The following is a 21,823-nucleotide window of genomic DNA, read 5'->3' as shown; positions in this document are numbered from 1 at the left end:
AGATCGATGACGACGTACCGCCAGGTGCCCGCCCAGGTCGACCTGCCCGCCCTCGAGCACGCGGTGCTCGACTTCTGGCGCGAGCAGAAGATCTTTGCCAAGAGCCTGGAGCAGTCCGAGGGCCGCCCCGAGTGGGTGTTCTACGAGGGCCCGCCCACCGCCAACGGCATGCCGGGCGCCCACCACATCGAGGCGCGCGTCTTCAAGGACGTCTTCCCCCGCTTCCGCACCATGCGCGGCTACCACGTGGCCCGCAAGGCGGGCTGGGACTGCCACGGCCTGCCGGTGGAGCTGGCGGTCGAGAAGGAGCTCGGCTTCAGCGGCAAGCAGGACATCGAGGCGTACGGCATCGCCGAGTTCAACGCCAAGTGCCGCGAGTCCGTGACCCGCCACACCGACGCCTTCACCGAGCTGACGACCCGCATGGGCTACTGGGTCGACCTCGACGACGCCTACCGGACCATGGACCCGGAGTACGTGGACTCGGTCTGGTGGTCGCTGAAGGAGATCTTCGCCAAGGGCCTGCTGGTCCAGGACCACCGGGTCGCCCCCTGGTGCCCGCGCTGCGGCACCGGCCTCTCCGACCACGAGCTGGCCCAGGGCTACGAGACGGTCGTCGACCCGTCCGTGTACGTCCGCTTCCCGCTCACCTCCGGTCCGCTCGCCGGCCGGGCCGCGCTCCTGGTGTGGACGACGACCCCCTGGACGCTCGTCTCCAACACGGCCGTCGCCGCCCACCCCGAGGTCACCTACGTCGTCGCCACCGACGGCGAGGAGCGGCTCGTCGTCGCCGAGCCGCTCGTCGCCAAGGCGCTCGGCGAGGGCTGGGAGACCACCGGCGAGACCTTCACCGGCGCCGACATGGAGCGCTGGACGTACCAGCGCCCCTTCGAGCTGGTGGAGTTCCCCGCCGAGGCCCACTTCGTCGTGAACGCCGACTACGTCACCACCGAGGACGGCACGGGCCTGGTCCACCAGTCCCCCGCCTTCGGTGAGGACGACCTCAAGGTCTGCCGCTCCTACGGCCTGCCGCTGGTGAACCCGGTCCGCCAGGACGGCACCTTCGCCGAGGACGTCCCCCTGGTCGGCGGCGTCTTCTTCAAGAAGGCGGACGAAAAGCTCACCGAGGACCTCCAGCAGCGCGGCCTCCTCTTCCGGCACATCCCGTACGAGCACAGCTACCCGCACTGCTGGCGCTGCCACACCGCGCTCCTCTACTACGCGCAGCCGTCCTGGTACATCCGCACCACGGCCGTCAAGGACCGCCTCCTCCAGGAGAACGAGAAGACCAACTGGTTCCCCGAGACGGTCAAGCACGGCCGCTTCGGCGACTGGCTGAACAACAACATCGACTGGGCCCTGTCCCGCAGCCGCTACTGGGGCACCCCGCTGCCGATCTGGCGCTGCGAGGACGACCACCTCACCGTCGTCGGCTCCCGCGCCGAGCTCACCGAGCTCACCGGCACCGACCAGTCCGGGCTGGACCCGCACCGCCCGTACATCGACGCCGTCACGTTCGCCTGCCCCCAGTGCGAGAAGACTGCCACGCGCGTGCCCGAGGTCATCGACGCCTGGTACGACTCGGGATCGATGCCGTTCGCGCAGTGGGGCTACCCGTACAAGAACAAGGAGCTGTTCGAGTCCCGCTACCCGGCGCAGTTCATCAGCGAGGCCATCGACCAGACCCGCGGCTGGTTCTACACGCTGATGGCGGTCGGCACGCTGGTCTTCGACAAGTCGTCGTACGAGAACGTCGTCTGCCTCGGCCACATCCTCGCCGAGGACGGCCGCAAGATGTCCAAGCACCTCGGCAACATCCTCCAGCCGATCCCGCTCATGGACCAGCACGGCGCGGACGCGGTCCGCTGGTTCATGGCGGCCGGCGGCTCCCCGTGGGCGGCCCGCCGCGTCGGCCACGGCACCATCCAGGAGGTCGTCCGCAAGACGCTCCTCACGTACTGGAACACGGTCGCCTTCCAGGCCCTGTACGCCCGTACGGCCGGCTGGGCGCCGTCCGGGGCCGACCCGGCCCCCGCCGACCGCCCGGTCCTGGACCGGTGGCTGCTGTCCGAACTCCACGCGCTCACCGACCAGGTGACCCAGTCCCTGGAGGCCTACGACACCCAGCGCGCCGGCAAGCTGCTCTCGGCGTTCGTCGACGACCTGTCCAACTGGTACGTCCGCCGTTCCCGCCGCCGCTTCTGGCAGGGCGACAAGGCCGCGCTGCGCACCCTGCACGAGGTCGTGGAGACGGTCACCAAGCTGATGGCCCCGCTGACCCCGTTCATCACCGAGCGGGTCTGGCAGGACCTGGTGGTCCCGGTCACCCCGGGCGCCCCGGACTCCGTCCACCTGGCCGCCTGGCCGGAGGCGGACCTCTCCGCCATCGACCCCGAGCTGTCGCGGCAGATGGTCCTGGTCCGCCGCCTGGTCGAGCTGGGCCGCGCCACCCGCGCGGAGTCGGGCGTGAAGACCCGCCAGCCGCTGCGGCGCGCCCTGATCGCGGCGACCGGGTTCGACGCCCTCTCCCCCGAACTGCACACGCAGATCACGGAGGAGCTGAACGTCGAGTCCCTGGCCTCCCTCTCCGAGGTCGGCGGGAGCCTGGTCGACACCACCGCCAAGGCCAACTTCCGGGCCCTGGGCAAGCGGTTCGGCAAGCGGGTCCAGGACGTGGCGAAGGCCGTCGCGAACGCCGACGCGGCCGCGCTCTCCCTCGCCCTGCGCGACGGCACGGCGTCGGTCGAGGTCGACGGCGAGACGATCACCCTCGCCCCGGACGAGGTGATCATCACGGAGACCCCGCGCGAGGGCTGGTCGGTGGCGTCCGACTCCGGCGCGACGGTCGCCCTCGACCTGGAGATCACGGAGGAGCTGCGCCGCGCCGGCCTGGCCCGTGACGCGATCCGCCTGATCCAGGAGGCCCGCAAGAACAGCGGCCTCGACGTCGCCGACCGGATCGCGCTCCGCTGGACCGCGACCGACCCGGCCACCGTCGACGCCCTGACCGGTCACACCGGACTGATCGCCGACGAGGTCCTCGCCACGGACTTCGCCCAGGGCGAGGCGGACGACACCTACGGCACCCCGTTCACGGACGAGGGCCTGACCCTGACGTTCCGGCTCCGCAAGGCGTAAGCCCTCCCGGACATCGGCGGCTGCTCCCGGGATCCGCCCGGCGGACAGCCGCCGCTCCGTCCCGGCGGGCGGTCGCCGTACCGCCCCGGCAGGCAGTCGCCGCTCCGTCCCGGCGGGGGCAGTCGCCGTACCGTCCCGGCGGGCCACCGCCGTGCCACCACCAGGTCTTCGCCCGGCCGCGAGCCGCCGACGGCTGGGCGCGCAGTTCCCCGCGCCGCTGGGGGTCGGCACCGCCGGCGTCGGTAGCCTCGTCGACCGGGGAGCAAGAACAGCAGGAACAGGGCGGGGCCCCGGATCGGAAATCCGGGGCCCCGCCCTGTTGAACGCTGCCGACGCCTAAGGCGTACTACTGGCCGTCAGTTGTCGTCCTCGTCGATCAGGAAGCCACGCATCGGCGAGGGAGCCTGGCCCATCGGCGACGGACCCTGCGGCCGGACCGGAGCCATCGGCTGGGTCATCGCCGGGGACATCTGCTGCTGGCCGCCGTAGGACGGAGCAGCCGGGCTCGGCGCGCCCATGCCCTGGTTGCCACCGTAGGCCGGGGCGCTCGCGCCGGCCGGGGCCATGGAAGGCGCCGGGGACGGCGGGAGGGAGGCAGCGGCCGGGGTGCGCGGCGGGGCGAGGGAGTCATCGGCCTGGGTCTCCAGCTGGCGCAGCTGCGACTCCAGGTACGACTTCAGACGCGTGCGGTACTCGCGCTCGAAGCCGCGCAGGTCCTCGACCTTGCGCTCCAGCGTGGCGCGGGCGGACTCCAGGGAGCCCATCGCGACACGGTGCTTCTCCTGCGCGTCCCGCTCCAGGGCGTCGGCCTTGGCACGGGCGTCACGCTCGAGGCCCTCGGCCCGCGAACGCGCCTCGCCGACGATCTTGTTGGCCTCGGAACGGGCCTCCGCGATCGCCTGGTCGGCGGTCTGCTGGGCCAGCGAAAGGACACGGGCGGCGCTGTCGCCACCGGGACCCTGACCGGGGCCGCCCATCGGACCGCCCATGGGGCCGCCCATCGGACCGCCCATCTGCTGCTGCATGGGAGGCTGACCACCCATCGGGCCCTGCCCCATGGGACCCTGGCCCATCGGACCGGGGCCCTGCGGACCCTGGCCGCCGGGACCGGCAGGCAGCTGCGGGGCACCGCTCGGCAGCTGGGGCGGACCACCCATGGGGCCACCCATCTGCTGCTGCGGCGGGCCCGATATCCCGGCGGGTACCGGTGCGCCCGGACCTCGCATGCCCTGCTGCGGCATCCCCTGCTGCTGGGGCATTCCCTGCTGCTGGGGCATCCCCTGCTGCTGCGGCGGCATCCCCTGCTGCGGCATCCCCTGCTGCTGCGGCGGCATACCGCCCTGCTGCTGGTCCTGCTGCTCCGGAGGCTTGCGCATGTTCTGCTGGTTCTGGGCAGCGGCGCGCGTGGCCGCGGCCAGTTTGGCGCGCAGGTCCTCGTTCTCGCGCAGCAGACGGGTCAGCTCGGCTTCGACCTCGTCGAGGAAGGCATCGACCTCGTCCTCGTCATAGCCTTCTCGGAGGCGGACGGTCGTGAACTGCTTGTTCCGCACGTCCTCGGGGGTCAACGGCATCTCTTCACCTCAACGTAGTCGTCGGCATTCGGCAAGACGGTAGTTCACATCGCTCACAGCCGGCTCACGATCGAGATCAGGATGTAGACGATGATCATCAGTACGAAGAAGGACAGGTCGAGCGCCACGCCCCCGAGACGCAGCGGCGGGATCACCCGCCGCAGAAGCTTGAGCGGTGGATCGGTGACAGTGTAGGTGGCCTCCAGAACGACCACCATCGCCTTGCCGGGCTGCCATGAGCGGGCGAACTGGAAGACGTAGTCCATGACCAACCGGAAGATGAGCACGATGAGGAAGACCATCAGCGCGATGTAGACGACATCAAGGACCACGCTCATGTTCGGTGCTTCCCTCTCCCCTGCTTGCGTGCTCTTCGTGTACCGCTGTTTTCCGGTGGTGCGTCTCAGCTCTGGTTGAAGAACCCGCCCTCTGCGATGCGGGCCTTGTCCTCCGCCGTGACATCGACGTTAGCAGGAGACAACAGGAACACCTTCTGCGTCACCCGCTCGATGCTGCCGTGGAGGCCGAACACCAGACCGGCCGCGAAGTCGACAAGTCGCTTCGCGTCCGTGTCGTCCATCTCGGTCAGATTCATGATCACCGGGGTTCCCTCACGGAAGTGTTCCCCGATGGTACGGGCCTCGTTGTAGGTCCGGGGGTGGAGTGTGGTGATCCGGTACGGCTCTCGTTCCGACACGACCTTGGGCATGATCACCGGTGCGTTCTTCTCCAGGGACTGGCGTTCTTGTGTGATGGATGCCACGGGCGCGATGCGCGCCGGGCGCCCGGATTCCGCGACCGGCGAAGCGGCCCGGGCGACCGGTTCGCGCGGCGCGGGCGGTTGCACGATACGCACCTCTTCATCCCTTTGGGACTGATGTGCGCCGTGTGACGCATGCGACGGCTCGTGCCGCCGGTGGTCACGCTCGGGCTCCGGGTCGAGCTCGGGTTCGAAGTCGTCATCGGGGTCGAAGCCCCGGCCGTCGTACCCATCGTCCTCCACGAGGCCGAGGTAGACCGCCATCTTGCGCATCGCGCCGGCCATGCTCTGAGTCCTCCGCTCTGTGGTGGATCGGCTTCCGACTGCCAAGTCCCGCGATCCACGTGGCCCTTGTGCCCGCCTTTCGGCGGTAATGACCATATTTTCTGCTGTGGTCCGACTTCTTGGCGACGTTACCCGAGCCTGGGGCGGACTCCGAGTACCGCGGTGCCGACGCGCACATGTGTCGCCCCGGCCGCCACGGCCTCCTCGAGGTCCGCACTCATCCCTGCCGAGACCATGTTCGCAGCCGGATGGGCTCTGCGCAGGTCGGTCGACAAATCCATCAACCGCTCGAACGCCGCCCGTTGCCGTCCGGCGTACTCCCCGGTCAGGGGTGCGACGGTCATCAGTCCGTCGAGCCGCAGCCCCGGGGAGGCGGCGACGAGTCCGGCCAACTCCTCGATGCCCGCCGGGGCGACGCCGCCCCGCTCGCCGCGCGCGCTCTCGCCGGCGTCGAGCGCGACCTGGATGAGGCAGCCGAGCTCGCGTCCGGCCCGTACGGCCTCCTTCGACAGGGCGGTCACCAGCCGGGACCGGTCGACGGACTGCACGACAGCGGCGTAATCGACCACCGAGCGGACCTTGTTGGTCTGCAACTGGCCCACGAAATGCCAGGAAAGAGGCAGATCCGAGCAGGCCGCGGCCTTCGGCGCCGCGTCCTGGTCACGGTTCTCGGCGACGTGGCGCACGCCGAGTTCCGACAGCAGTCGCACGTCCTGCGCCGGATAGGTCTTGGTGACCACGATCAGGGTCACCTCCTCCCGCCCACGGCCGGCGGCCGCGCACGCGGCGGCGATGCGCTCCTCCACCTTCGCCAGGTTGGCGGCGAGTTCGGTCTTACGGTGCGTCATCCCTCATCAGTCCAACCAGACATATCCCGCGAGTCGCCCTGTGGCGCGGTCGCGGCGGTACGAGAAGTGGTCCTGCGACTCCCGTGTGCACACCGGCGACCGCTCCCGGTCGTGCACCCCGAGCCGCTCGAGCTGCGCGTGCACCCCGGCGGTCACGTCGACCGCCGGCGTACCCCAGCTCGTCTCGGCGTACGCCGCCGGTTCGACGGCGGCCACCTCGGCGCGCATCGCCTCCGGCACCTCGTAGCACCGGCCGCAGACGGCGGGCCCGGTGCGGGCGACGATCCGCGCCGGTTCGGCGCCGAGCTCCACCATGGCCCGTACGGCGGCGGGGACGACCCCGGCGACCATGCCGGGCCGGCCCGCGTGGGCCGCGGCGGCGACGCCCGCGACCGGGTCGGCGAGCAGGACGGGGGTGCAGTCGGCGGTCAGGACGGCAAGGGCGAGCCCCCGCCGGGCCGTGACGAGCGCGTCGGCCTCGGGCACCGGGCGCTCGCCCCACGGCCCGTCGGCCTCGGCCACGTCCGTGCCGTGCACCTGGTTCATCCAGACGACCGAGGCGGGGTCCAGCCCGAGGGACTTCGCGGCCAGTTCGCGGTTGGTCCGGACGGCGCCGGGGTCGTCGCCGACCGCCCCGCCCAGGTTGAGCTGCTCATACGGAGCGGCGCTCACCCCGCCCCACCGGTCGGTGAAGGCGAAGTGCGCGCCGCTCACGTGTCCGCGCTGTCCTATCACTTCAGGAAGTCCGGCACGTCCAGTTCCTCGGCCGCGCTGTCGGAGTAGGTCCGCGACGGCGGGACCGGCGGGGAGACCGGGAGCTCGGCCACCGGCTCGGGCGCCGGCTCCGGCTCCTCCTTCGGTGTGACGCTGCCGAGCGAGCCGAAGGTCGGGCGGCTCTCCGGCTGCCGTACCGGGGCCGGCTCCTCGCGGCGGGCCGGGGCGGAGGACGTGCCGAGGACGTTGTCCCGGCGGGCCGGAGGCTGGCCGCCGTCGAACCCGGCCGCGATCACGGTGACCCGGACCTCGTCGCCGAGGGCGTCGTCGATGACCGCACCGAAGATGATGTTGGCCTCGGGGTGGGCGGCCTCGCTGACCAGCTGGGCGGCCTCGTTGATCTCGAACAGGCCGAGGTCGGAGCCGCCGGAGATGGAGAGCAGCACGCCGCGGGCGCCGTCGATGGAGGCCTCCAGGAGCGGCGAGGAGATCGCCATCTCGGCGGCGGCCACCGCGCGGTCGTCGCCGCGGGCCGAGCCGATGCCCATGAGGGCCGAGCCGGCCTCGGACATGACCGACTTGACGTCGGCGAAGTCGAGGTTGATGAGACCCGGGGTGGTGATCAGGTCGGTGATGCCCTGGACACCGGAGAGCAGGACCTGGTCGGCCGACTTGAAGGCGTCGAGGACCGAGACCTGGCGGTCCGAGATGGACAGCAGCCGGTCGTTCGGGATGACGATGAGGGTGTCGACCTCTTCGCGGAGCTCGGCGATGCCGTCCTCGGCCTGGTTCGCGCGGCGCCGTCCCTCGAAGGTGAACGGGCGGGTGACCACGCCGATGGTGAGGGCGCCCAGGGAGCGTGCGATGTTGGCCACGACGGGCGCGCCGCCGGTGCCGGTGCCGCCGCCTTCACCGGCCGTCACGAAGACCATGTCGGCCCCCTTGAGGACCTCCTCGATCTCCTCGCGGTGGTCCTCGGCGGCCTTGCGGCCGACGGCCGGGTTGGCTCCGGCGCCGAGTCCGCGGGTGAGTTCGCGGCCGACGTCGAGCTTGACGTCGGCGTCGCTCATCAACAGCGCCTGCGCGTCGGTGTTGATGGCGATGAACTCGACGCCCTTGAGACCGACCTCGATCATCCGGTTGATGGCATTGACACCACCGCCGCCGACACCGATGACTTTGATGACTGCGAGGTAGTTCTGCGGTGCTGCCACGTCGAAGGCCTCTCGCCTCGAGTTACGGGTCGCCGTCTCGCGGTGCTCCGCGCTCCGGTGACTGATGCCGAATGGGACGGTCCGTTTCGCCGACCCGAACCCTAACCCTGAAGTTTAGGGTTACCAGTGTGTCTGTTCCATGGAGTCTTCTGAACAGGACACTAAGTCGACAAGTGGCGCCCGTTCAACGAACACGCCGAACCTCCCGTTTTTCTTTTCACCCTATGTGATCAGCCAAGTCGCTGCCCAACCAGGGTGCTGGCCTGCTCTGATGTGCGTCAACTCCCCGCTGACGCGGGGGCCGTGGGCACGCTGACGTCGAACTGCCCGGCGTCCGGGGAGGCTTTCATCAGGGCGGTCAGGGTACGGGCCTTCGCGGCGCCCTTCTCGGCGCTGCCCCACACCACCGTGCGGTCACCGCTCAGACTCAGCGAGATGTCGTCGTAGGAACGCACCTTGACGACCCGGGTGTCCCGCGCGACGGCGGCCGGAAGGGCGCCGGCGACCTTCACCGCCTCGCGCACCAGCCGGTCCGTCCCGAAGCGGCGCAGACTCGCGGCGGCCGAACCCGACGTCGAGGTTTCCACGTCGAGCAGCGGCACGCCTCGAGGGGCTTCGGAAACGGTGGCGAAGCGGACGCCTTTCTTGTCCACCTCCACGAACTTCTGCCCTTTCTGCACCAGCAGGACCGGCTTGCGCTCGGTCACTTTCAGGTCGATTCCATGCGGCCAGGAACGCTCCGCCACGACCGAGTCGATCCGGGGCAGCGCCGCGCGCAGCCGCACCTCGATCGCGCCGGTGTCGACGGAGACCAGGGGGTCCCCGACGGGGACGTCGGCGGCCTCGCGCACCTGCTGCGGGGTCAGCACACTCGTTCCCGAGACGGAGACGTGGTCCACCCGCAGCCATCGCGAGCCGTACAACACCCAGACGACGCCCGCCCCGACGAGCACGACGGCCAGCGCGAGGATGATGATCGTACGAAGCCGGCGCGGGCCCAGCCTGCGGACCAGGGGCGGGCCGGACGTCTCCTGCTGGCGTGCACCGCGCTCGGCGGTGGTGGGTCCGGCCACGCTCCCTGCCCTTCGCTCCCAGAGCCTTGCCCGCCGCGCCTAACGGCGCGCGGCGATCGCCTCGTACACCATGCGGACGAGCAGGTCGTCCGCGTCCCGGCGGCCGAACTCGCCTGCGGCGCGGGACATTTCGTACAGCCGGTGCGGGTCGGCGAGCACCGGCAGGACGTTCTCCCGCACCCACTCCGGGGTCAGTTCCGCGTCGTCGACCAGCAGACCGCCGCCGGCCTTGACCACCGGCTGGGCGTTCAGCCGCTGTTCGCCGTTGCCGATGGGCAGCGGGACGTAGGCGGCCGGGAGTCCGACGGCGGAGAGTTCGGCGACGGTCATCGCGCCCGCGCGGCAGAGCATCATGTCGGCCGCGGCGTACGCGAGGTCCATCCGGTCCACATAACTTACCGGGATGTAGGGGGGCATTCCCGGCATCTGCTGGACCTGCGGCAGTTCGTTCTTCGGGCCGACCGCGTGCAGGATCTGGATCCCGGCCTGCTGGAGCCACGGGGCGACCTGCTGCACGACCTCGTTGAGGCGGCGGGCGCCCTGGGAGCCGCCGGAGACGAGCAGCGTCGGCAGGTTCGGGTCGAGGCCGAACATCGCGCGGGCCTCGGGGCGCACGGCGGCGCGGTCCAGGGTGGCGATGGAACGGCGCAGCGGGATGCCGATGTACCGCGCGTTGCGGAGCTTGCTGTCCGGGGTGGAGACGGCGACCTGGGCGGCGTACCGGGAGCCGATCTTGTTGGCCAGGCCGGGGCGGGCGTTGGCCTCGTGGATGACGATCGGCACCCCCAGGCGCTTGGCGGCGAGGTAGCCGGGCAGGGCCACGTAGCCGCCGAAGCCGACGACGGCGTCCGCCTTGGTGCGCTCCAGGATCTGCTCGGTCGCCTTGATGGTGCCGCGCAGCCGGCCCGGGACGGTGATCAGCTCCGGTGTGGGCTTGCGCGGCAGCGGCACCGCGGGGATCAGCGCGAGCTCGTAGCCCCGCTGGGGAACGAGCGTGGTCTCCAGGCCGCGCTCGGTGCCCAGGGCCGTGATGCCCACGGTCGGGTCCTGCCTGCGCAGGGCGTCCGCGAGGGCGAGCGCGGGCTCGATGTGGCCGGCGGTCCCCCCACCAGCGAGTACGACATGCACCGAAATTCACCGCTCTCCGGACGAGCGCGCCGCCGAGGCGCGCCGTCGCATCGTGTTCCATCTCCGGGGCCCCGTGGGACCCCCGGCCCCCCGCTTTCTACCAAAGCGGGGATGCCGCATCGCAAGCGCCGCCCGCGCAGCGGGCTCGTCGCGTGCGAAGGCGATCAGCAGCCCGATGGCGAACATGGTCGGCAGCAGGGCGGAGCCCCCGTAGGAGAACAGCGGGAGGGGGACGCCGGCGATCGGCAGCAGGCCGAGCACCGCACCGATGTTGATCACGGCCTGGGCCGTGATCCAGGTGGTCACACCTCCCGCGGCATACCTCACGAAGGGGTCCTCCGTGCGTCCGGCCACGCGGATACCCGCATAGCCTAGAGCCGCGAACAGGGCGAGTACCGACAGCGTCCCCGCGAGGCCCAGTTCCTCACCGGTGACGGCGAAGATGAAGTCGGTGTGGGCTTCGGGGAGTTGGCCCCATTTCTCCACGCTCGCACCGAGCCCGGAACCGAAGATCCCGCCGGAGGCGAGGGCGTAGATGCCGTGCACGGCCTGCCAGCAGGCGTCGCCCGGGCCGGGGTCGGTCGCGCCGATGCACTGGAGCCGGGCCATGCGGTTCGGGCTGGTCTTGATGAGGATCACACCGATCGCGGCGGCGATCGACAGCACGCCCACGAAGAGCCGGGTGGGGGCGCCCGCCAGCCACAGCAGGCCGAACAGGATCGCCGTCAGGATAATCGCCGTGCCCATGTCGCCACCGAGCATGATCAGCCCCAGCAGCATGAACGCGACCGGCACGAGCGGCACCAGCATGTGCTTCCACTGCGTCAGCAGCCTCTTGTCGTGCTTGCGGGCGAGCAGGTCGGCGCCCCACAGGACCAGCGCGAGCTTGCCGAACTCGCTGGGCTGGATCTGGAAGGAGCCGCCGAGCGAGATCCAGTTCTGGTTGCCGTTGACCGCCATCCCTATCCCCGGCACCTGCACCAGGGCCATCAGGCAGACGGCCCCGGCGAGGATCGGGTAGGCCAGCGCCCGGAGCAGTTTCGCCGGCATCCGGGAGGCGACCAGCAGCAGCGCCCCGCCGATGGCGGCCGCCAGGAACTGCTTGCGGAAGAAGAACGAGCCCGGCAGCGACATCTGCAAGGCGGTGATCTGGGAGGCGGAGTAGACCATCACCAGGCCGAGCACGGTGATCAGCAGACTGCCGCCGAGGATCAGGTAGTACGCGGTCAGCGGCCGGTCCCAGGCCTTGCGCGCCCGGGTGGTGAACCGCAGCACGGGGTTGTCGCGCGGCGCCCGGGCGGCGGGCCGCCGCGCGGCCCGCTGCACGGGCGGCCGGCCGCCGGTTCGGCTACCGGGCATCGGCGCTCACCGCCCCGCCGTCCGGCACGGCGCCGTGACCGGCGGTGAACCGCCGACGAGAGCCCAGCCACATCCGAGTCACGCGTCCCTCCAAGGGTCCCGGAGCAACCGCCGCGGCCGGAACCCGCCGTCAGGCGCCCGCGCCGAGTCCGCGGACCGCTTCCGCGAACGCGTCACCGCGCTGGTTGTAGTTGGCGAACATGTCCATGGAGGCGCAGGCCGGGGCGAGCAGCACCGTGTCGCCTTCGACGGCGAGGCGCCGGGCCTCCTGGACAGCCGCGAGCATCGCCCCAGTGTCGGTCCGGTCGAGGTCGACGACGGGTACTTCCGGGGCGTGTCGCGCGAGGGCGTCGCGGATCAGCGCACGATCGGCACCGATGAGGACGACTCCGCGCAGCCGCCCGGCGGACCGGGCGACCAGTTCGTCGAAGGCGGCGCCCTTGGCAAGTCCGCCCGCGATCCACACGATCGACCCGTACGCCGCCAACGAGGCTTCCGCGGCGTGGGTGTTGGTGGCCTTGGAGTCGTCGACGTAGGCGACGCCGTCCACGTCCGCCACGTGGGCGATGCGGTGGGCGTCGGGGGTGAAGGCCCGCAGGCCGTCCCGTACGGCCCTGGCGGGCACCCCGAAGGCGCGCGCGAGGGCCGCCGCCGCAAGGGCGTTGGCGATGTTGTGCGGGGCGGGCGGGTTCACGTCGGAGACCTCGGCGAGCTCCTGGGCGTTCTGCTGCCGGTTCTCGACGAAGGCGCGGTCGACCAGGATGCCCTCCACGACGCCGAGTTGGGAGGGTCCGGGCGTGCCGAGCGTGAACCCGACGGCGCGGCAGCCCTCCTCGACGTCCGCCTCGCGCACCAGGTCCTCGGTGGCCTTGTCGGCGGCGTTGTAGACGCAGGCGATCCGGTTGCCCTCGTAGATCCGGCCCTTGTCCCTGGCGTACGCCTCCATGGAGCCGTGCCAGTCGAGGTGGTCGGGGGCCAGGTTGAGGACGGCGGCCGAGTGGGCGCGCAGGGAGGGCGCCCAGTGCAGCTGGTAGCTGGAGAGCTCCACGGCGAGGACGTCGTACTCCTCCTCGCCGAGGACGGCCTCCAGCAGCGAGACGCCGATGTTGCCGACGGCCGCCGTGCGCAGGCCCGCCGCCCGGAGGATGGAGGCGAGCATCTGGACGGTGGTGGTCTTGCCGTTGGTGCCGGTGACGGCGAGCCAGGGGGCCGCGTCCGGGCCGCGCAGGCGCCAGGCGAGTTCGACGTCGCCCCAGACCGGCACCCCGGCCTCGTGCGCCGCCGCGAAGAGCGGCTTGTCCGGCTTCCAGCCGGGGGCGGTGACGATCAGCTCGGTGCCCTCGGGCAGGGTGGCGCCGTCGCCGAGGCGCACGGTGACGCCGAGCGACTCCAGTTCGGCCGCCTGGGCGCGCGCGCGTGCGTCGTCGCCGTCGTTGACGACGGTGACCCGCGCGCCGAGCCCGTGCAGCACCTTGGCCGCCGGGACGCCGGAGACGCCCAGTCCGGCGACGGTGACGTGCTTGCCCTGCCAGTCGGTCACTTTTCTGCTGCCCATCCCGCGTAGAAGAGACCCAGTCCGACGATGACGCAGATGCCCTGGATGATCCAGAAGCGGACCACGACAAGGACTTCGGACCAGCCCTTGAGTTCGAAGTGGTGCTGGAGCGGTGCCATGCGGAAGACGCGCTTGCCGGTCAGGCGGAAGGAGCCGACCTGGATGACCACCGACATGGTGATGAGGACGAACAGACCGCCCAGGATGGCGAGCAGCAGCTCGGTGCGGGAGCAGATCGCCAGACCCGCGAGGACACCGCCGAGCGCCAGCGAACCGGTGTCGCCCATGAAGATCTTGGCCGGCGACGTGTTCCACCACAGGAAGCCCAGGCAGGCGCCCATCAGCGCGGAGGAGACGACCGCGAGGTCCAGCGGGTCGCGCACCTCGAAGCACGCGTTGGGGTTGGTCAGGGTCTCGCCGTTGGCGCAGGACTCCTGGAACTGCCAGACGCCGATGAACGTGTAGGCGCCGAAGACGAGCACGGAGGCGCCGGTGGCGAGGCCGTCCAGACCGTCGGTGAGGTTCACGCCGTTCGACATGGCGAGGATCATGAACAGCGCCCAGACGACGAACAGCACCGGGCCGATCGTCCAGCCGAAGTCCGTGATGAACGACAGCTTGGTGGAGGCGGGGGTGATGTCGCGGGCGTCGGCGAACTGGAGCGAGAGCACCGCGAAGGCGATGCCGACGATCAGCTGGCCGGCCATCTTCGCCTTGGCCCGCAGACCCAGCGACCGCCGCTTGACGATCTTGATGTAGTCGTCGAGGAAGCCGACCAGGCCCATGCCGACCATCAGGCCGAGCACCAGCAGACCCGAGTAGGTCGGCGTCTGGCCGGTGATGACCTTGGACAGGAAGTACGCGGCCACGGTCGCCAGGATGAAGGCGATACCGCCCATGGTCGGCGTACCGCGCTTGCTGGCGTGCTCGCGCGGGCCGTCGTCACGGATGTACTGGCCGTATCCCTTGCGCGCGAGCAGCTTGATCAGCAGCGGCGTGCCGACCAAGGTCAGGAAGAGACCGATGACACCCGAGAACAGGATCTGCTTCATCATCGGGCAGCGACCTCACCCTCGGCACCGGTCGCGAGCAGCGCCTGCGCGACGCTCTCGAGGCCGACCGAACGGGACGCCTTCACGAGTACGACGTCTCCCGGGCGCAACTCGCTGCGCAACAGGTCGACCGCCGCCTGTGCGTCGGACACGTGCACCGACTCCTCACCCCACGAACCCTCGTTATATGCGCCCAGTTGCAGCCAGGCGGCTTCCCTGCCCCCGACCGCGACGAGCTTGCTGACGTTGAGCCGGACGGCGAGCCGTCCGACCGCGTCGTGCTCGGCGAGCGCCTCGTCCCCCAGCTCGGCCATCTTGCCGAGCACCGCCCACGTGCGGCGCCCGGTGCCCATGGCGGCCAGCGCACGCAGGGCGGCCTTCATGGACTCGGGGTTCGCGTTGTAGGCGTCGTTGACGATCGTCACGCCGTCCGGGCGCTCGGTGACCTCCATCCGCCAGCGGGAGAGGGAGCCCGCCTCGGAGAGCGCGGTGGCGATCTCTTCCGCGGACATGCCCAGCTCATGGGCGACGGCGGCCGCGGCGAGCGCGTTCGACACGTGGTGCTCACCGTACAGGCGCATGGTCACATCGCTTGCACCGGAGGGTGTGTGAAGCCTGAAGCAGGGCTGTCCGCTGTCCGTGAGTCGTACGTTCTCGGCGCGTACGTCCGCTTCGCCCGACTCCCCGAACAGCACGACCCGAGCGGCCGTCCGGGAGGACATGGCCCGGACCAAGGGGTCGTCCGCGTTGAGGACGGCGATGCCGCCGTCGTCCGCCGCGGGGAGGGACTCGACCAGTTCGCCCTTCGCCTGCGCGATCTGCTCACGGCCGCCGAACTCGCCGATGTGGGCGCTGCCGACGTTGAGCACGAGCCCGATCCTCGGGGGCGTCAGGCCGGTGAGGTAGCGGATGTGGCCGATGCCGCGGGCGCCCATCTCCAGCACGAGGAACTTCGTCTCCTCGGTGGCGGACAGGGCGGTCAGCGGCAGCCCGATCTCGTTGTTGAGCGAGCCGGGCGTCCACACCGTCGGCGCCTTGTGCTGGAGCACCTGCGCGATGAGGTCCTTGGTGCTGGTCTTGCCGGCCGAGCCGGTGAGGGCGACGAGCGTCGTGCCGAGCGTGCGCACGACGTGCCGGGCGAGGGCGCCGAGCGCCGCCTGGACGTCGTCCACGACGATCGCGGGCACGCCGACGGGGCGCGACGCCAGGACGGCCGCCGCGCCCGCCTCCACGACCGCGTGGGCGAAGTCGTGGCCGTCCACGCGTTCGCCGACGAAGGCGACGAAGAGGCTGCCGGGCTCCACCTCGCGGGAGTCCCGGACGACCGGCCCGGTGACTCGCGCGGTCGGATCCGGTATGTCGTGCGTCTGCCCGCCGACGACTGCTGCGATCTCGGCGAGGGAGAGGGCGATCACAAGTTCATCCCTGGGTCTTCTGGATAGCTTCGCGAAGCACCTGGCGGTCGTCGAAGGGACGGACCACACCGGCGATGTCCTGGCCCTGCTCGTGGCCCTTGCCCGCGACCAGCACGGTGTCGCCGGGCCGTGCGCGGCCGACGGCGGCGGCGATCGCGGCGGCCCGGTCCTCGAAGAGCTGGACCTCGCCGCGCTCGTGGGCCGGCACGGAGGCGGCGCCCTGGAGCATGGTCGCGAGGATCGCGAGGGGGTCCTCGGAGCGGGGGTTGTCGGAGGTGAGTACGGCGGTGTCGGCGAGCCGGGCCGCGGCGGCGCCCATCGGCGCGCGCTTGGTGGTGTCGCGGTCGCCGCCGCAGCCGAGCACGATGTGCAGCCGGCCCTTGGTGACCTTGCGCAGCGCCCGGAGGACGGATTCGACGGCGTCCGTCTTGTGCGCGTAGTCGACGACCGCGAGGTAGGGCTGCCCGGCGTCCACCCGCTCCAGCCGGCCCGGCACACCCGGTACGGCGGCGACGCCGTCGGCGGCGGCCTGCGGGTCGAGGCCGGCCACGGAGAGGGCGACGATCGCGGCGAGGGTGTTGGCCACGTTGAAGGGGCCGGGCAGCGGCGATCTGGCGGCGACGCGCTCGCCGCGGGGGCCGACGGCGGTGAACATCGAGTCCATGGGGCCGGTCCGGACGTCCTCGGCGCGCCAGTCGGCGTCGGGGTTCCCCTCGGCGGAGAAGGTGACGACCGGGACCTCGGCCTCACCGGCGGCGAGCCTGCGGCCGTACTCGTCGTCGAGGTTGACCACGCCGAGTCTGCTGCGTTCACGGGTGAACAGCCGCGCCTTGGCCCGGAAGTAGTCCTCCATGTCGGAGTGGAACTCCATGTGCTCCGGGCTGAGGTTGTTGAACACGGCGATGTCGAAGACGCAGCCGTCGACCCGGCCGAGGACCAGGGCGTGGCTGGAGACCTCCATCGCCACGGCGTCGACGCCGCGTTCGCGCATGACCGCGAAGAGGGCCTGGAGGTCGGTGGCCTCGGGGGTGGTGCGCTCGGACTTGATCCGCTCGTCGCCGATGCGCATCTCGACGGTGCCGATGAGTCCCACCCGTCGCCCGTCACCGCCCTCGGCCGGCGGCGCTCCGCGCCGGTCTTCCTCCCCGGTGGCGCGGGTGGCCTTCAGGCCGCCCTCGACGAGGTACGCCGTCGTGGTCTTGCCGGAGGTGCCGGTGATGCCGATCTGGAGCAGGTCACGGCCGGGGTGGCCGTAGATCGTGGCCGCCAGTTCGCCCATGCGCCCGCGCGGGTCGTCGACGACCAGCACCGGCAGACCGGTCGCGGCGGCGCGCTCGGCGCCGGTCGGGTCGGTCAGGACGGCGACCGCGCCGAGGCCCGCGGCCTGGGTGACGAAGTCGGCGCCGTGCAGGCGGGCGCCCGGGAGGGCGGCGTACAGGTCGCCGGGGCGGACGGCGCGGGAGTCGTGGGTGATGCCCGTGACCTCGGCGGCGCCCTGCGGCGTGGCGGCACCCAGCTGATCGGCGAGCTCCGCGAGGGGTGTGGCGGAGACCTGAACCGGTCGCGGCGGCCCCGGATACGTCACGGAAGCGCCCTTCTGGGTGGTTTGGGACTGATCAGCGTGTGGCACGGCGGTGAGCGTACCGGGCGTACCCGCCTGCGGGCGAAGTGAGGGCCGCGGCGGGGTCCCGGTCGGAGCGTGGTTCCCGGGATCGGGGGTGATCATGGTCACGGGCTGATTTCCTGGCTGGTTCGGCGCTGAACACGGGCGGGCGGACGGGCTGAGGGGCTCACGGGTCGGGGGCGGGGCGGGGGCGCCCGGGAGGGCTCAGGGGGTGAAGGAGACCGGGAGGTTCGCGGCCTTCGCCCCGGTCGGGGGCACCTGGAGGGACTTCAGGGTGAACTCCATGACCTGCTTGAAGACGGGACCGCAGATCTGGCCGCCGAAGTAGCTGCCCTCGGTGGCGTTCTGGATCGCGCAGTAGACGGTGACACGGGGGTTGTCGGCGGGCGCGAACCCGGCGAAGGACGAGGTGTAACCGTTGTACTTGCCGGTGGCCGGATCCACACGGTTGGCGGTGCCGGTCTTGCCCGCCACGCGGTAGCCGGGGATGCGCGCCTTGGCGCCGGTTCCCTCCTCGTCGTCCACGACCGACTCCAGCATCTGGGCGAGGGTCTTGGCCGTCTTCTCGCTGACCACCCGGGTCTTCTGCGGGGCCTCGGCCGCGGTGAAGCGTCCGTCGGGCCCCTTGGTGCCGCGCACCAGGGTCGGCTCGACGCGGACCCCGCCATTGGCGATCGTCGAGTAGACGGAGGCCGCCTGGACGGCGTTGACGGACACGCCCTGGCCGAAAGGAATCGTGTACTGCTGCGAGGTGGACCAGTCGTCGGGCGCCGCGAGGATGCCCTTGGTCTCGCCGGGGAAGCCGAGCCCGGTGTAGCTGCCGATGCCGAACTTGCGCAGGTAGGAGTAGAGGACCTCGTTCGCCTCGGCCTGCGTCTCGCCCAGCTGGCCGGTCGCCAGGATGGTGCCGATGTTGCTGGACTTCGCGAGCACGCCGTTGAGCGTGAGGTACCAGGTCGGGTGGTCGATGTCGTCCTGGAAGAGCCGGTCGCCGCGGTGCAGCCGGTTGGGCACGGTGACGTGCGTCAGGGGGGTGGCGGCGTTCTCCTCCAGCACCGCGGCCATCGACATGACCTTGGCGGTGGAGCCGGGCTCGTAGGCGTCCTGGAGGGCCGCGTTGCCGAGCGCCGCGGGGTCGGCGTCGGACAGGTCGTTGGGGTCGAAGCCGGGCGAGTTGGCCATGGCGAGGATCTCGCCGGTGCGGGTGTCCTGGACGACGACGTAGCCGCGGTCGGCCTTCGACTCCTCCACCTGCTCGGTGATGGCGTTCTGGGCGGCCCACTGGATGTCCCGGTCGATCGTCAGCTCGACGTCGGAACCGGGCACGGCGGGCGTCTCGGTGGAGCCCGCGGTGGGCACCTGGCGGCCGCCGGACTGGGCGTAGCGGATCTTGCCGTCCTTGCCGGTCAGGACCGTGTTCAGCTGCTGCTCGACGCCTCCGCCGCCCTTGCCGTCGGCGTTGACCCAGCCCAGTATCCCGGCGGCGATGTCGCCGTTGGGGTACACGCGCTTGCTGCTGGGGACGGAGAAGACGCCGGCGAGGACGTTGACCGTGGAGCCGTCCGTCTCCGCCTTGGTGGCGAGCGCGGACTTCAGGTCCTTGATCTGCTTCCAGACCTGGGGGGTCTGCCGGCTGGCCAGCTTGGCGTAGCGGGCGTCCTCGTCCTCCGGCCGCAGCTTCGCGACGAGGTCGGACTGCTCCTGGCCGAGGATCGGCGCGAGGAGCGCGGCCGCCTGCTCGGGGCCGTCGTCGATCTTCAGCTGCTCGCGCGCGAACATCGTCGGGTCGGCGGTGATGTCGTAGGCGTCCTCGCTGGTCGCCAGGGCCACGCCGGAGCGGTCGGTGATCTCACCGCGCTCGGCGGCCAGCACCTGTCCGACATACCGGTTCTGCTCCGCCGCGGCGGCGTACGTGCTCGCGTCGACGGCCTGCACCTGGAGCAGCCGTACGACGAAGGCGGCCAGCACCAGCGTCAGCGCGAGGCCCACCAAGCGCAGGCGCGGCCGCGGGCTGCCGAGCCGGATGACACGGGGAGCCCCGGGCCGCGGCGCGGCCGGCCGGCGGGCCGGGCGGGCACCGGGCCCTGGGCGGCGCCGGGCCGCGGCGGGCCGCGAGGGCCGGACGGGCCGGGCGGGGCCGGGAACGCGCCGGCGCGGCGGTTGCCTGTCGGACACTTCCGTCACCTGCCGGGGGTCGGGGGAAGGACTGGGGTGGGCACTGCCGTCGGGGCGGGGGCCGCCGGGTAGGGGCCGGCCGCCGGGGACGGGGCGTCGGAGGCGGAGGTCACCGCGGACAGGCCGGAGGCGATCACCTCGGGGGGCCGTACGGCGCTGGCGGGGTCGGCCGAGGAGCGCGGGGCGGCGGAGGGCACGCCCTTCACGGTGCCGTCCGGGTCGAGGAAGGCGGGGTCGCCGCCGGGCACCATGCCCAGTTCACGGGCGCGGCGCTGGAGCGCGTCCGGGGCCGAGTAGGAGTCGATGTCCCGCTGGAGCGCCTGTTCCTCGTCGGTGAGGGCCTTGGTCTCCTTCTCCAGGTCGTCCTTCCGGAACGACCCCTCGCTGAGCGCGGAGTTCAGCACCAGCAGACCGATGAGGCCGCCGCCGAGGAGCAGCACGACGAGCAGCACGAAGGGGGTGCGGGCGGCCTGGCGCGGGCCCGCCGGGAAGAGGCGCGCGAGCCGGGCGGCCCTCCCCCTCAGTTCGGGTTTCCCGCTCACTCGCCCTCCCCCGGGTCGGAGTCACGAACCCACTCGGGCCGGGGTGTCCCCCGGCGTGCCCGCCTCACACCCGTCACTCAACGGCCTCCCTGATGCGCTCGGCCCCGCGCAGCCGGGCCGGAGCCGCCCGCCGGTTCTCGGCGATCTCTTCCTCGGTGGGAAGTTCGGCACCGCGCGTGAGCAGCTTGAGCCGCGGCTGGTAGCGCTCGGGCACGACCGGCAGCCCGGGCGGCGCGGTGGAGGCGGCTCCGGCCGCGAACACCTGCTTGACCAGCCGGTCCTCCAGCGAGTGGTACGACAGTACGGCGATCCGCCCGCCGACGGCGAGGGCGTCGACCGCGGCCGGGATCGCGCGCTCCAGTACGGCGAGCTCACCGTTGACCTCGATGCGCAGGGCCTGGAAGGTGCGCTTGGCGGGGTTGCCGCCGGTCCGCTTGGCGGCCTGCGGCAGCGCGCCCCGGATCAGCTCGACGAGCCGGGCGCTGTGCGTGAACGGCTCCTTCTCGCGTTCCCGCACAATCGCGGAGACGATCCGCTTGGCCTGCTTCTCCTCGCCGTACGCCCGCAGGATGCGCACCAGTTCACCGGGCGGGTAGGTGTTGAGGACCTCGGCGGCGCTGATGCCGGTCGTCTGGTCCATGCGCATGTCGAGCGGGGCGTCCTGGGCGTAGGCGAACCCCCGCTCGGCCTCGTCGAGTTGCATGGAGGAGACCCCGAGGTCGAACAGCACCCCCTGCACGCGCGGGCTGCCGAGGCGCTCCAGCACCTCGGGCAGTTCGTCGTACACGGCGTGCACGAGGGTGGCGCGGTCGCCGTAGGGCGCCAGCCGTTCGCCGGACAGGCGCAGCGCCTCGGTGTCGCGGTCGAGGGCGACGAGCCGGACGCCGGGGAACCGGGTGAGCAGGGCCTCGCTGTGCCCGCCGAGCCCGAGGGTGCAGTCGACGACGACGGCTCCGGGCCGCTCCAGGGCGGGGGCCAGCAGGTCCAGGCACCGCCGGAGCATCACCGGGACGTGCCGGGTCCGTCCCTCCGGTCGTGCGCCTTCGCCGTCGTTCGCATGCGCTTCGCGCCCCTCCACCTCTTGGGCCCTCTCAGATCCGGCGGGCCCGTCCGCACCGCCGGGTCCCCCCGCTCCCCGGCGGACGCGGGGGTACCCCCGGTGACGGGAGGCCCGCCGGCGCCTCAGGCGTCAGCCGGCCGGGAGCGGGAGGAGGCCGAGCCGTACGTACGCGCCGCGCACGCGGGGAGATCTCCGGCTGCCGCGCCGGGGTCTCACGGGGAATTCACCAGCGGGAAGATCGTCGCCTCCCGCTTCGCGCCACTTTAGTCCACCCTGTCTCGCGGTCAATCAACCGGCCTGCGCGTCGCGG

Annotated in this window: 17 protein-coding genes; 1 reads left to right on the top strand and 16 read right to left on the bottom strand. The window is 71.7% G+C overall.

All coding sequences use genetic code 11. The annotated features are described in order from the left end of the window. Nucleotides 1-6: 6 nt before the first annotated feature. Nucleotides 7-3,138: an isoleucine--tRNA ligase gene (gene ileS, locus ACZ3KJ_RS04655; RefSeq protein WP_467524545.1), complete on the top strand. Its 3,132-nt coding sequence runs from the start codon at nucleotides 7-9 to the stop codon at nucleotides 3,136-3,138. A gap of 356 nt (nucleotides 3,139-3,494) precedes the next feature. Here ileS and ACZ3KJ_RS04650 read toward each other — a convergent pair whose 3' ends face one another. The 16 genes from ACZ3KJ_RS04650 to rsmH form a co-directional block, all read right to left on the bottom strand. Continuing rightward, on the bottom strand, nucleotides 3,495-4,709 hold the full coding sequence (locus ACZ3KJ_RS04650; RefSeq protein ID WP_467524544.1) for a DivIVA domain-containing protein: 1,215 nt from the start codon (nucleotides 4,707-4,709) through the stop codon (nucleotides 3,495-3,497). A 53-nt stretch (nucleotides 4,710-4,762) separates the two neighbouring features. After that, on the bottom strand, nucleotides 4,763-5,047 hold the full coding sequence (locus ACZ3KJ_RS04645) for a YggT family protein (RefSeq protein ID WP_020129925.1): 285 nt from the start codon (nucleotides 5,045-5,047) through the stop codon (nucleotides 4,763-4,765). Nucleotides 5,048-5,112: 65 nt separating this feature from the next. Further along, on the bottom strand, nucleotides 5,113-5,754 hold the full coding sequence (locus tag ACZ3KJ_RS04640; RefSeq protein ID WP_467524542.1) for a cell division protein SepF: 642 nt from the start codon (nucleotides 5,752-5,754) through the stop codon (nucleotides 5,113-5,115). Between the two features lie 128 nt (nucleotides 5,755-5,882). Then, complete coding sequence (locus tag ACZ3KJ_RS04635) at nucleotides 5,883-6,602, bottom strand: YggS family pyridoxal phosphate-dependent enzyme (RefSeq protein ID WP_467524540.1); 720 nt, start codon at nucleotides 6,600-6,602, stop codon at nucleotides 5,883-5,885. Nucleotides 6,603-6,608: 6 nt separating this feature from the next. Then, nucleotides 6,609-7,337, bottom strand: a complete 729-nt coding sequence (pgeF, locus tag ACZ3KJ_RS04630; protein ID WP_385078414.1) for a peptidoglycan editing factor PgeF — start codon at nucleotides 7,335-7,337, stop codon at nucleotides 6,609-6,611. After that, the gene (gene ftsZ, locus ACZ3KJ_RS04625) at nucleotides 7,334-8,530 is read right to left on the bottom strand and encodes a cell division protein FtsZ (protein WP_467524538.1); all 1,197 of its coding nucleotides are present in this window, start codon (nucleotides 8,528-8,530) and stop codon (nucleotides 7,334-7,336) included. Before ftsZ ends, pgeF begins: the two co-directional genes overlap by 4 nt. A 278-nt stretch (nucleotides 8,531-8,808) precedes the next feature. After that, a complete protein-coding gene (locus ACZ3KJ_RS04620) occupies nucleotides 8,809-9,603 on the bottom strand; it encodes a cell division protein FtsQ/DivIB (protein ID WP_467524536.1) in 795 nt (264 codons plus the stop codon). A gap of 39 nt (nucleotides 9,604-9,642) precedes the next feature. Further along, a complete protein-coding gene (gene murG, locus ACZ3KJ_RS04615; RefSeq protein ID WP_467524534.1) occupies nucleotides 9,643-10,731 on the bottom strand; it encodes an undecaprenyldiphospho-muramoylpentapeptide beta-N-acetylglucosaminyltransferase in 1,089 nt (362 codons plus the stop codon). A gap of 6 nt (nucleotides 10,732-10,737) precedes the next feature. Next, nucleotides 10,738-12,090 (bottom strand): putative lipid II flippase FtsW, encoded by a 1,353-nt coding sequence (gene ftsW, locus ACZ3KJ_RS04610; RefSeq protein ID WP_467524533.1) that lies wholly within the window; start codon nucleotides 12,088-12,090, stop codon nucleotides 10,738-10,740. Nucleotides 12,091-12,220: 130 nt separating this feature from the next. Beyond that, complete coding sequence (murD, locus tag ACZ3KJ_RS04605; protein ID WP_467524532.1) at nucleotides 12,221-13,645, bottom strand: UDP-N-acetylmuramoyl-L-alanine--D-glutamate ligase; 1,425 nt, start codon at nucleotides 13,643-13,645, stop codon at nucleotides 12,221-12,223. Further along, nucleotides 13,627-14,700, bottom strand: a complete 1,074-nt coding sequence (mraY, locus tag ACZ3KJ_RS04600) for a phospho-N-acetylmuramoyl-pentapeptide-transferase (RefSeq protein WP_385078426.1) — start codon at nucleotides 14,698-14,700, stop codon at nucleotides 13,627-13,629. Before mraY ends, murD begins: the two co-directional genes overlap by 19 nt. Next, nucleotides 14,697-16,112, bottom strand: coding sequence for a UDP-N-acetylmuramoyl-tripeptide--D-alanyl-D-alanine ligase (locus ACZ3KJ_RS04595; protein WP_467524530.1), 1,416 nt, complete (start codon nucleotides 16,110-16,112; stop codon nucleotides 14,697-14,699). The genes mraY and ACZ3KJ_RS04595 overlap by 4 nt, the downstream gene beginning before the upstream one ends. Before the next feature lie 4 nt (nucleotides 16,113-16,116). Continuing rightward, a complete protein-coding gene (locus ACZ3KJ_RS04590) occupies nucleotides 16,117-17,844 on the bottom strand; it encodes a UDP-N-acetylmuramoyl-L-alanyl-D-glutamate--2,6-diaminopimelate ligase (RefSeq protein WP_467524528.1) in 1,728 nt (575 codons plus the stop codon). A 96-nt stretch (nucleotides 17,845-17,940) separates the two neighbouring features. Beyond that, nucleotides 17,941-19,911 carry a peptidoglycan D,D-transpeptidase FtsI family protein gene (locus ACZ3KJ_RS04585; RefSeq protein WP_467524527.1) on the bottom strand — a complete coding sequence of 657 codons (1,971 nt, stop codon included), beginning with the start codon at nucleotides 19,909-19,911 and terminating at the stop codon, nucleotides 17,941-17,943. 5 nt (nucleotides 19,912-19,916) lie between these two features. Next, nucleotides 19,917-20,453 (bottom strand): cell division protein FtsL, encoded by a 537-nt coding sequence (gene ftsL, locus ACZ3KJ_RS04580; RefSeq protein WP_467524525.1) that lies wholly within the window; start codon nucleotides 20,451-20,453, stop codon nucleotides 19,917-19,919. A gap of 73 nt (nucleotides 20,454-20,526) precedes the next feature. After that, nucleotides 20,527-21,531, bottom strand: coding sequence for a 16S rRNA (cytosine(1402)-N(4))-methyltransferase RsmH (gene rsmH, locus ACZ3KJ_RS04575; protein ID WP_467524523.1), 1,005 nt, complete (start codon nucleotides 21,529-21,531; stop codon nucleotides 20,527-20,529). Nucleotides 21,532-21,823: the final 292 nt, after the last annotated feature.

This window comes from Streptomyces sp. NPDC003248, assembly GCF_055563235.1.
This window is presented reverse-complemented; position numbering and strand designations above follow the sequence as displayed.

Excerpts from the sequence above, each read along its gene's own strand:
- ileS (WP_467524545.1), top strand. The coding sequence starts at position 7 with ATGACGACGTACCGCCAGGTGCCCGCCCAGGTCGACCTGCCCGCCCTC.
- ACZ3KJ_RS04650 (WP_467524544.1), bottom strand. The coding sequence starts at position 4,709 with ATGCCGTTGACCCCCGAGGACGTGCGGAACAAGCAGTTCACGACCGTC.
- ACZ3KJ_RS04645 (WP_020129925.1), bottom strand. The coding sequence starts at position 5,047 with ATGAGCGTGGTCCTTGATGTCGTCTACATCGCGCTGATGGTCTTCCTC.
- ACZ3KJ_RS04640 (WP_467524542.1), bottom strand. The coding sequence starts at position 5,754 with ATGGCCGGCGCGATGCGCAAGATGGCGGTCTACCTCGGCCTCGTGGAG.
- ACZ3KJ_RS04635 (WP_467524540.1), bottom strand. The coding sequence starts at position 6,602 with ATGACGCACCGTAAGACCGAACTCGCCGCCAACCTGGCGAAGGTGGAG.
- ftsW (WP_467524533.1), bottom strand. The coding sequence starts at position 12,090 with ATGCCCGGTAGCCGAACCGGCGGCCGGCCGCCCGTGCAGCGGGCCGCG.
- murD (WP_467524532.1), bottom strand. The coding sequence starts at position 13,645 with ATGGGCAGCAGAAAAGTGACCGACTGGCAGGGCAAGCACGTCACCGTC.
- mraY (WP_385078426.1), bottom strand. The coding sequence starts at position 14,700 with ATGATGAAGCAGATCCTGTTCTCGGGTGTCATCGGTCTCTTCCTGACC.